We start from the raw sequence: 8,875 nt of genomic DNA on the forward strand, positions 1-8,875 counted from the left end.
CCCCGCCGCTCCCCCCCCGGCGGGGGGGGCGGTGGGCCACCCCCCCCCCCCCCCCCCCCACCGCCGGTCACTCAGGTGTTGATTCAGCCGGCGGCCTTCTGCTGCTTGCCGGCAGCCTTCTTGGCTTCGCCATTCGAAGCGCTGCCGGACTCCGTCGCTTCCTTGTTCTTCTTCTCCAACTCGCCCATCGCGTTTCGCGCGAAGACCTGCTGCTCGGTGGACGCCATCTGAGCACGGCCACGCCCGAAGAACGTCACCGCCCACGACAACAGCGTCGAGGCACGGGAACGGAATCCGACGAGGTAGAGGAGGTGAATTGCCAGCCAGGCAACCCACCCGATGAAGCCGCTGATCTCGAGCTTGCCCACCTTGGCTACCGCGCTGAAGCGCGAGATCGTTGCCATACTGCCCTTGTCGAAGTACTTGAACGGAACTCGTTCCGACGGGGACTTGCCGTCCAGTGACGCTTTGATCTGCTTGGCCGCGTACTTGCCACCCTGCATGGCAACCTGAGCCAAACCGGGAAGCTTGTCGAGCGACATCATGTCGCCGATGACAAAGACGTTGGGGTGCCCGGGCAGAGACAAGTCGGGATTGACCATGACGCGGCCGGCGCGGTCGGTTTCTCCGCCGCTCTGTTCTGCGAGCTGCTTGCCGAGGGGGCTGGCCTGCACGCCGGCGGACCACACCTTGCACTGCGACTCGATACGGCGAAGCGTGCCGTCCTTCTCCTTGATGATCAGACCGTCGTTGTCCACGTCGGTGACCATCGCGTCGAGCTGGATCTCGACGCCGAGCTTCTCGAGCGTCTCGGCAGCCTTGCGGCTGAGCTTCCCGCCGTACACGGGCAACACGGCAGGGGCGCCGTCGAGGAGCACGACGCGCGCTTCACGCGGATCGATCTTGCGGAACGCGCCGTCCAGCGTTCGACGGGAAAGCTCGGCGATCTGCCCGGCCAACTCCACGCCGGTGGGGCCGGCGCCGACAACGACGAAGGTGAGCAAGCGCGCACGCTCGGCGGGATCGTCCGACAGTTCGGCCTGTTCGAAGGCCCCGAGGATTCGTCCGCGCAGTTCGAGGGCGTCGTCGATCGTTTTCATTCCGGGGGCGAACTCCGCGAACTGGTCGTTGCCGAAGTACGACTGACCGGCACCGGCTGCCACGATCAGACTGTCGAACGGCGTAACAGTGACGCGTTCGAGCAGGCGCGAGGTCACGGTCTGATTCTCGAGATCAATGGTCTCGACCTCACCGAGCAGTACCTGTGCGTTCTTCTGCTTGCGCAGCACCAGTCTCGTGGCGGGAGCGATGTCACCGACCGAGAGGATGCCGGTCGCAACTTGATAGAGGAGCGGCTGAAACAGATGGTGGGTTGTACGCGCGATCATCGTGATGTCGGCATCGGCTTTTTTGAGAGCCTGAGTGCCGAACAATCCTCCGAAGCCGGAACCGATCACCACTACGCGGTGGCGGTGCGGTTCAACCGACTGGATGCTCATTCCGTACTCCTCGAGTTCTAGGCGACAGTCCTACGGTAGTCCCACCGCGGCCGAGCTTCTCTGCGAGCAGTCCGACGCGCGCCGGCGGGTCCGAATCGATCAAGCGGCCTCGAGGGTGATCACTCCCGAGGTGATCGGCTTGGCCGGACCCCGGGGTGATCACCACTTTGTCGAGGTGTCGGCTACTGGCGGACGGACAAGATGAACAGTGCGATGCACCCGCCGACGAAAACCAGGATCGACAGGGCCACCGAGGCATACCCGACACCCACTCCAATTGCTGCCCAGTCCATGTGCCCAACCTCTCTTACGGTGTAATCCGGGATTCAGATCACATCTGCCTAGAGACATCACACCTCATCTGTCCCAACTTTCGAAACCCGGCACGCCCAACCGTTGACATGCAAGTAAATGCTTGCATATTGTGAAGTTGTGAACGACCGGATGAATGCAGCCTTCAAAGCACTGGCCGATCCCACACGAAGGCTTCTCCTGGACCGCTTGTTCGTAGCCAACGGTCAGTCGCTCGGTGAGCTGTGCGACAGCCTCGACATGAGTCGGCAAGCTGTCACTCAACACCTCACCATGCTCGAGGACGCCAATCTGATCAGCACGGTCCGACAGGGGAGGGCAAAGCTTCACTATCTCAATCCCGTTGCGCTCGAGGAGATTCGAGAGCGGTGGATCAACAAGTTCGAGGTACCGCGCCTTCGTGCGCTCAGTACCGTCAAAAAAATCGCGGAGGAAGCCATGACCGACAAGCCCAGTTTTGTGTACGTCACCTACATTGCGAGCACGGCGGACAACGTCTGGAAAGCGCTCACCGACGCACAGGCCACCGCAGAGTATTGGGGACACAGCAACGTCTCCGACTGGCAGCCGGGATCGACCTGGGAGCACCGCCGGATCGACGGTTCGAACATTGCCGATGTAGTCGGCACCGTAGTCGAGAGCAATCCTCCGTCGAGGTTGGTCACCACCTGGGCTGATCCGAACGGCGAACCGGGCGTCGACATCTCTCGGGTGAGTTTCGACATCGAAGCCTTCGGCGCGATCGTGCGACTGACCGTCAAGCACACCGATTTGGCGGACGAATCGGCTCGCATGGAGGTAGCCGGTGGATGGTCGGCGGTGTTGTCGAACCTGAAGTCCTACCTCGAAACCGGAAGCACTCTTCCGGTGGCGCCGTGGGAGATGCCGGCCGGCTGACGGTGATGGAACAGGACAAACTTGCTCCCTGTACTGGAGGGAATTGTCGTACTCCCGTCCGAATTGTCGGCCCAGTCCGGTCTCAACTTCGCATAAGAACCAAATTTCGGCGGGTTCAGTCTGTAAAGTTGCCGGAAGGATGCTAGCGTTTTGCCCGACATCGAGTGAGGACGACCTCGTCTCGGACGCATGGGAGAAACGCTATGGGCGGCGACGCTTTTCAGAATGTTCCTGTTGATCGACGCAAGTTCGTCAAGACAGTTCTAGCGGCCTCGGCGGTAACTGTGCCTGTCGTGACGTCGATCAGCCTCGGTGGTGCAGCGCCGGCCTTCGCAGCCGGTGACACGCCGAATCTCTCCGGAGTGCCAAGTCGCGGCCAGCAGAATCCGAATCGACCAGGCGGTGAACAACCCGGCGGGAATCAGCCCGGTGGCCATACTCCGGGAGGGACCCAGCCGGGCGGAAACGAGCCGGGCAACCCCGGATCGTCCGGAAGTTCGGGGTCCTCGGGCAGTTCGGGATCGTCTGGAAGTTCCACAGGTTCCGGATCAACCGGTAGCTCTTCAGGTTCCGGTGGAACGACGACGGCTAAGCCGACCGGGCCGACGGAGCCGACCGTCCCGACTGTGCCAACCGTACCGACGGTGCCGACGGTGCCGACCACTCGCACCGAGCCGACCTTCCCGACCCCTCCGACCCAGCCGACGAATCCCACGGAACCCACGTAGCCGACACGACGCGACTGGTTCCGAGGGAGCACATCGACGATGACAGAGTTCGACGTCGCGCTACACCGCGCTCTGAAGAAGTTTCAGAGCGCGGGGTCCGTTCAGGTGAAGGAGACTCCGCCGCACGGAGAACCGGCCGATCTGACTGTCGCGATCGCGACCTACGACGATTTCGACGGCGCGTACTTCACGATCCACTCGATCTTGGTCCATCATCGCGAGGTTCTGGACAGAGTCGAATTCGTCTTGTTGGACAACAACCCCGAGGGGTTGCCGGCGCCGATGCTCGAATCGTTTGCCGGTTACATCGATCGGTTCCGCTACGTTCCGTTCACCGACGTTCGATCGACTGCGGTGCGGGACGTCCTGTTCCGCAAGGCAACAGGAAAGTACGTCCTGGTCCTCGACTCCCACGTGATCTTGGCACCGGGATCGTTGTCGGCGTTGCTGGCGTATTTCGATGCAAATCCGGAAACCGACGATCTGATCCAGGGGCCGATGCTCTCCCAGGATTCCTCGCACATCGCGGCCACCCACATGGACCCCAAGTGGCGCAACGGAATGTTCGGCTCCTGGGGAGTTGATCCGCGAGCGAAGCAACACCCGGACGTGCCTTTCGAGATCGTCATGCAGGGCCTCGGCTCATTTGCCTGCAGGCGTGAGGCGTGGCCGGGATTGAACTCGCACTTCATCGGATTCGGAGGTGAAGAGGGGTACATCCACGAGAAGTTCCGGATCAACGGCGGCAAGGTCGTCTGCCTTCCGGCTTTCGGTTGGCACCATCGGTTCGAGCGCCCGGCAGGCGTCCCGTATCGAATAAACTGGGAAGATCGTGTTCACAACTACCTGCTCGGTTGGACTGAGGTCGGTTGGGACATCGATTCACTCCATCGTCAGTTCTCCGAATACCTCGGTGATTCGTATCCCGAGATCCGTCTCCGTGCGGAGCTGAGCGTCCAGAGACCCGAGTTGGCCTTTGGTGGAGTGATCGTTCTCGGCGACGACCGCCGAGTCGCTCCGTGGCGTTCATGCCTGGCGGAGGGCGAGTCGATCGAACTGACCGTTCACCGTGCCATTCCGTCGCAGGACGACGCTCCGGATGTGTGGAGGACTGCGTCTGCGTTCGTCGCCGGAATCGACAAGGCCATTCTGTTGGCCTGGAAATCGGTAGTTTTTCTGGACGAGACTCGCGTGATCGAACCCGCGGTTATGTACAAGCTACGGAACATCGTCGACGACCTCCCGGCCGAGGCCGATACGGCTGTCATCCACGCACACGGCGAAGATCTGGTCGGAGCTGCACTGATTGTTCGCGCGGCGACCTACGGAACTTTGCGAGACGAACTCTCACGAAGGATCAACGGACCCGTGCCGTCCGACTTCTCACTGGCGGCTTATCTGCTCGAGCGAGGCGCAGTCGACGTTGTGCTCGATCGCCCACTGTCGCCTGTCCGAGTAGGGGGAGAACCCAACCCCGTTGTCGAGGATTCTGAGTCGGACCTCGGTATAGCCGTCGTGAATCTCGATCTCGACATCGACAGATGGAAAGCGTCCTGGCATAGATTCATTCGCTTACCGCGCGTAACAGCGGTGGAAAGAGTGTCGGCTTTCGAGGACGCGATGAATCAGGACGCGGCCTTTGCCGTCTCGTGGCGTCGTGCGCTCGCTCGGGCGACTGAGAAGGGCTGGGATTCGGTCCTCATCGCTGCTGATGACGTCAGTTTGCTGGATGCCGCCGCATCGATCCTTGGCCATGCCCGCGAAGAGTTGGATCACGGCGATTGGGATGTCGTCCACCTCGGACACGACCCGAAATCGAGGGACGGAGCTCTGCTCGACGGTTCGGCACTCTTGCGCACCAGTCCTGAGAACCGTGGAGTCCACGCCGTTCTCGTACATTCGCGCGCCTTCGAGCGAATTCTCGACGAGATTGCGGATCCGGAGTCAGATCCCGAAGCATTCGGACAATGGGCGGGTCACTACCGAACTCTGGGCGACTACCTGGTGGATGCGAGTGCCGGGGGAGCGCTCACGTGCCTGACGCTGTCGCCCGGCATCGCCTCCACACGCAGCCTGATTCGTTCGGGCGCAATCGAATCCGAATACTCACGACGCTTCGCACTGTGAGACCACCACCAAAACGAAATCGGATTCGCTGAATCAAGGAGATATCTTGACCGAACTACTCGAAGGTGTGAGACCGCAACGCTCTCAGACGGTGGAGAGCAACGATCTCACCGACGGTGTTGTGCTGTACGACAGTTCCAGCGAGGTTGCCCATCACCTCAACCCGGTCGCGACGTTGGTGTGGGAACTGTGTGACGGCCGGACCGTCAGCGATATTGTCCAGGCCGTGGCAGAGGTGCTCGAGATCCCTGACCACGAGGCGAAGTCGGTAGTCAACGAGACGTACGGACAACTGAGCACCTCTCGTCTGCTGGCATGAGAATTCCGTGACAGGCAACCACGTACCACAATTCCGGGCGCACTACCTTTGGGTTGACGCGATTGTGCGCGGTTTCCGCATACCCGAGGTCGGTGTCGTCGAGCATCGGATTGCCAGCCCGTGGCCTGCGGACAACAACGTCGAAGTTCGGATTCAGCGGAATCGAGCGACATTCGGTCGCTGGGACGTCACCATCGAATCGACCATCGGCGGCAGCCGTGAAACGCTGAACGGTCTCGACGGTCTCCAGCTCGCGGAAAGCGTGTACCGCACGGTGCACCGGGATGTCATGACGGCCGCGCACGCCCGACAGTGGACACGCCTGCACGCCGCTCTGGTCGACTGCAACGGTGTGAGAGTGGCGATCGCCGGGCATTCCGGGGCGGGCAAGACCACCTTGGCGCTCGCCCTTGCCCTACGGGGTGCACAACTGCGTGCTGACGAAGGCGTCTTCATTCGTGGTACCGAAGCTGTGGGCTTACCACGGCGGGTCCACCTCAAAGCCGGTACGTTCGACGTCCTCCCGGAGATCAAAGCGCGCGATTCGCTGTATCTTCCGTACGCCCCGCCGGTGTGGGCGTTGGACCCGTCAACCTTGCCTGCTGAACGAAACGTCAGCTCGGCGGTTCGCGGAATCGATCTGGTGCTGATCCTCGATGGATGGGACGAGGGGCCGACTCGACTCGCTCCGATGCCCGTATCCCAAGCGATACAGTCGCTGGCCGGGCAATCCGCACTGTGGTCCGACAATCACGGAGTGACCCTGAGAAACATCGCCGCTCTACTCTCGAATGCCCCGTGCTACAGACTGATTCGACATCACGGCGACACCGGCGCCGACACCGTGGAGGAACTGGTGGCGTCATGCGTGACACCCGGTACCTGATTTCCATGTTGAAACCCGAGTGTGGGGCCGACGTCATCCGCTTGTGTTCGCAGCAGGATTGGCCCAGAGTCATCGACGCCGCTGTAAGGCACAAGGTATTGCCGCTGCTCGCCTCCCGAGCGGTCGAGGCCGGCTTCGCATCGGTCCTACCTGCGAGCTTCGCGGAAATGCTGTCGGAATCCTCGGCCACCGCATCGAGTCCGGAATTGACGCTGAGCCTTGTCCATCACCGAAACACCATAAGGATCTCGGACCTCGACGCGCAGCGAGTGGAACTGCAAGAGCTGTTACACAGCAACGGATTTCCGACGGTTGCACTGAAGGGTGCCGCCCTTCTCGAGCGAAAAATCTGGCCGAACCCGGCAGCTCGACGGATGACGGACATCGACCTTTTGGTCGTCGACCCTGCACATGCCGTTCCGGCCAACGACGCGATCCTCGATTTCGGCTACCGAATGGTCCGCCCCGACGAAGTGGACTCCGACTCCATCGATCACGACGATCACCAGGAACCGGCACTCCTTCGCGACGACCGTCATGGCTCCGTCGAAATCCATTCGCACTTGCTTCCGCGGTTCGCACGTCACGCGCTGACCCGGGAGGCCGCGGTCCGAGGAATCAGCGCGGAGGCGGAAGGATCCCGCCTTGCGATGGCCGACGTGACGCTGCACGTCATCGCTCACGCGCGGCTTGCCGATCGGGCCTTGATTCGAGCCGATTTGTCGTTGAACAGTGTCTTCGACGTGGGGTACCTGCTCACTTCCGAACCGGAACTCGCTGTGACGCTCTCCAGACGCCAGTTGCCACGCGATGTCCGTCGGGCGGTGAACGTCCACTGGGCGGCGGTGGAATCGATCTTCGGCGTCAGTACTGGAATGACGACCATCTCGGCGCGTTGGTGGTGGCGATGGACGCTGTGGTTGGCGGATCGCCCACGCCTGCACTCGCTCTACCGCGATCTGGTCATGGTGCCGCTCTTTCTCGACCGTGATCGGCTTTCCATCCGGGACGGGCGCGACCTACGTGGATGGGACTTGGCCCGCTCACGCGTGTCCCACTTCGTCCGTCGTGCGAGGACTGCCGTCGAAGACGCCGGGGGAGCGGCGTGAAAGTACTGATCACGGGCGGAGCGGGATTCATCGGAAGCACCGTAGCGTCGAAGTGCGTCGACGCCGGGATCGATGTCGTGATTCTCGACAACCTGCTGACCGGCCGCGCCGAATTTGCGCACAGATTCCCGTTCTACTGCGGCGACATCGCGGACGAGAAACTACTCGACAAGGTATTCGCAGATCATTCCGATATCGATGCGACAGTTCACTGTGCGGCCTTGATCGTGGTCGGAGATTCCGTGAGTAGCCCGGCACGGTACTACGAGAACAACGTATCCAAGTCGCTGACGCTGGTATCGAGTGTCCTTCGCAACGGGTGTGAGCGCTTCTTGTTCAGTTCCTCTGCTGCGGTGTACGCGCCGAGCGACGGTGGCTGTGTCGACGAACGTTGGCGGATCGCACCGCAGAGTCCCTATGCGCACAGCAAGGCTCAGTTCGAAACGATGCTCGACGACATTGCGGCGGCCACAGGATTATCGGCAATATCTCTACGCTACTTCAACCCGGTCGGGGCAGATCCGGATCTGCGAAGCGGAACAGCGTCGGCAACTCCGACCCACGCACTAGGAAAGCTGTTCGAATCATATTCGACAGGAACGCCTTTCAGGGTTACGGGAACGGATTGGCCGACGCGCGACGGATCCGGAGTGCGTGATTACGTTCATGTCTGGGACCTTGCAGACGCTCATGTTCGAGCACTGGAAAGGTTCGACCGGGTCACCGCTGATTCATCACGCATGACTGTGGTCAACTTGGGCAGCGGGCGGGGGACGACGGTGTGGGAATTGGTACACACATTCGAGAACGTGCTCGGCGAAGATATCGACGTGGTCGCTGCCGGCCGACGCACCGGTGACACTGCCGGCGCTTATGCGTCGAACGATCGTGCGTTGCGACTACTCGGGTGGGTTCCGACATTCACCCTGGAACAGGGGATCGAGGACACCGCGCGGTGGCTGGCAGTGCGGCCGCACCTGCTCAACTCGGTGTAGCCG

At 61.6% G+C, this 8,875-nt stretch carries 8 protein-coding genes; 6 read left to right on the forward strand and 2 right to left on the reverse strand.

What is annotated here, in order from left to right:
- Positions 1–83: 83 nt before the first annotated feature.
- The gene (locus RWT78_RS25340; RefSeq protein ID WP_003944885.1) at positions 84–1,499 is read right to left on the reverse strand and encodes an NAD(P)/FAD-dependent oxidoreductase; all 1,416 of its coding nucleotides are present in this window, start codon (positions 1,497–1,499) and stop codon (positions 84–86) included.
- Between the two features lie 411 nt (positions 1,500–1,910).
- Between RWT78_RS25340 and RWT78_RS25345 the strand changes: the two genes are divergently transcribed.
- Entirely contained in the window at positions 1,911–2,708 is a 798-nt protein-coding gene (locus RWT78_RS25345; RefSeq protein WP_080712736.1) for a metalloregulator ArsR/SmtB family transcription factor, read from the forward strand.
- A 421-nt stretch (positions 2,709–3,129) separates the two neighbouring features.
- Here RWT78_RS25345 and RWT78_RS25350 read toward each other — a convergent pair whose 3' ends face one another.
- Positions 3,130–3,468: a hypothetical protein gene (locus RWT78_RS25350; protein ID WP_314681731.1), complete on the reverse strand. Its 339-nt coding sequence runs from the start codon at positions 3,466–3,468 to the stop codon at positions 3,130–3,132.
- A 7-nt stretch (positions 3,469–3,475) separates the two neighbouring features.
- On the opposite strand from RWT78_RS25350, the gene RWT78_RS25355 reads away from it, so the two are divergent.
- The 5 genes from RWT78_RS25355 to galE are packed head-to-tail and all read left to right on the forward strand — an operon-like array spanning position 3,476 to position 8,872.
- Positions 3,476–5,563: a glycosyltransferase gene (locus RWT78_RS25355; protein ID WP_217017077.1), complete on the forward strand. Its 2,088-nt coding sequence runs from the start codon at positions 3,476–3,478 to the stop codon at positions 5,561–5,563.
- A gap of 46 nt (positions 5,564–5,609) precedes the next feature.
- A complete protein-coding gene (locus RWT78_RS25360; RefSeq protein ID WP_217017079.1) occupies positions 5,610–5,882 on the forward strand; it encodes a PqqD family protein in 273 nt (90 codons plus the stop codon).
- A gap of 7 nt (positions 5,883–5,889) precedes the next feature.
- Positions 5,890–6,768 carry a hypothetical protein gene (locus RWT78_RS25365; protein WP_314681736.1) on the forward strand — a complete coding sequence of 293 codons (879 nt, stop codon included), beginning with the start codon at positions 5,890–5,892 and terminating at the stop codon, positions 6,766–6,768.
- Complete coding sequence (locus tag RWT78_RS25370) at positions 6,747–7,877, forward strand: nucleotidyltransferase family protein (RefSeq protein ID WP_030536371.1); 1,131 nt, start codon at positions 6,747–6,749, stop codon at positions 7,875–7,877. The genes RWT78_RS25365 and RWT78_RS25370 overlap by 22 nt, the downstream gene beginning before the upstream one ends.
- Positions 7,874–8,872 carry a UDP-glucose 4-epimerase GalE gene (galE, locus tag RWT78_RS25375; protein WP_314681738.1) on the forward strand — a complete coding sequence of 333 codons (999 nt, stop codon included), beginning with the start codon at positions 7,874–7,876 and terminating at the stop codon, positions 8,870–8,872. The genes RWT78_RS25370 and galE overlap by 4 nt, the downstream gene beginning before the upstream one ends.
- The last annotated feature ends 3 nt before the right edge of the window (positions 8,873–8,875 follow it).

Source organism: uncultured Rhodococcus sp. (assembly GCF_963525155.1).
GTDB classification, from domain to species: Bacteria; Actinomycetota; Actinomycetes; order Mycobacteriales; family Mycobacteriaceae; genus Rhodococcus_F; species Rhodococcus_F qingshengii.

Bases quoted from the DNA above. Each gene is read 5' to 3' on its own strand.
- RWT78_RS25340 (WP_003944885.1), bottom strand. From the start codon at position 1,499: ATGAGCATCCAGTCGGTTGAACCGCACCGCCACCGCGTAGTGGTGATC.
- RWT78_RS25345 (WP_080712736.1), top strand. From the start codon at position 1,911: ATGCTTGCATATTGTGAAGTTGTGAACGACCGGATGAATGCAGCCTTC.
- RWT78_RS25355 (WP_217017077.1), top strand. From the start codon at position 3,476: ATGACAGAGTTCGACGTCGCGCTACACCGCGCTCTGAAGAAGTTTCAG.
- RWT78_RS25370 (WP_030536371.1), top strand. From the start codon at position 6,747: ATGCGTGACACCCGGTACCTGATTTCCATGTTGAAACCCGAGTGTGGG.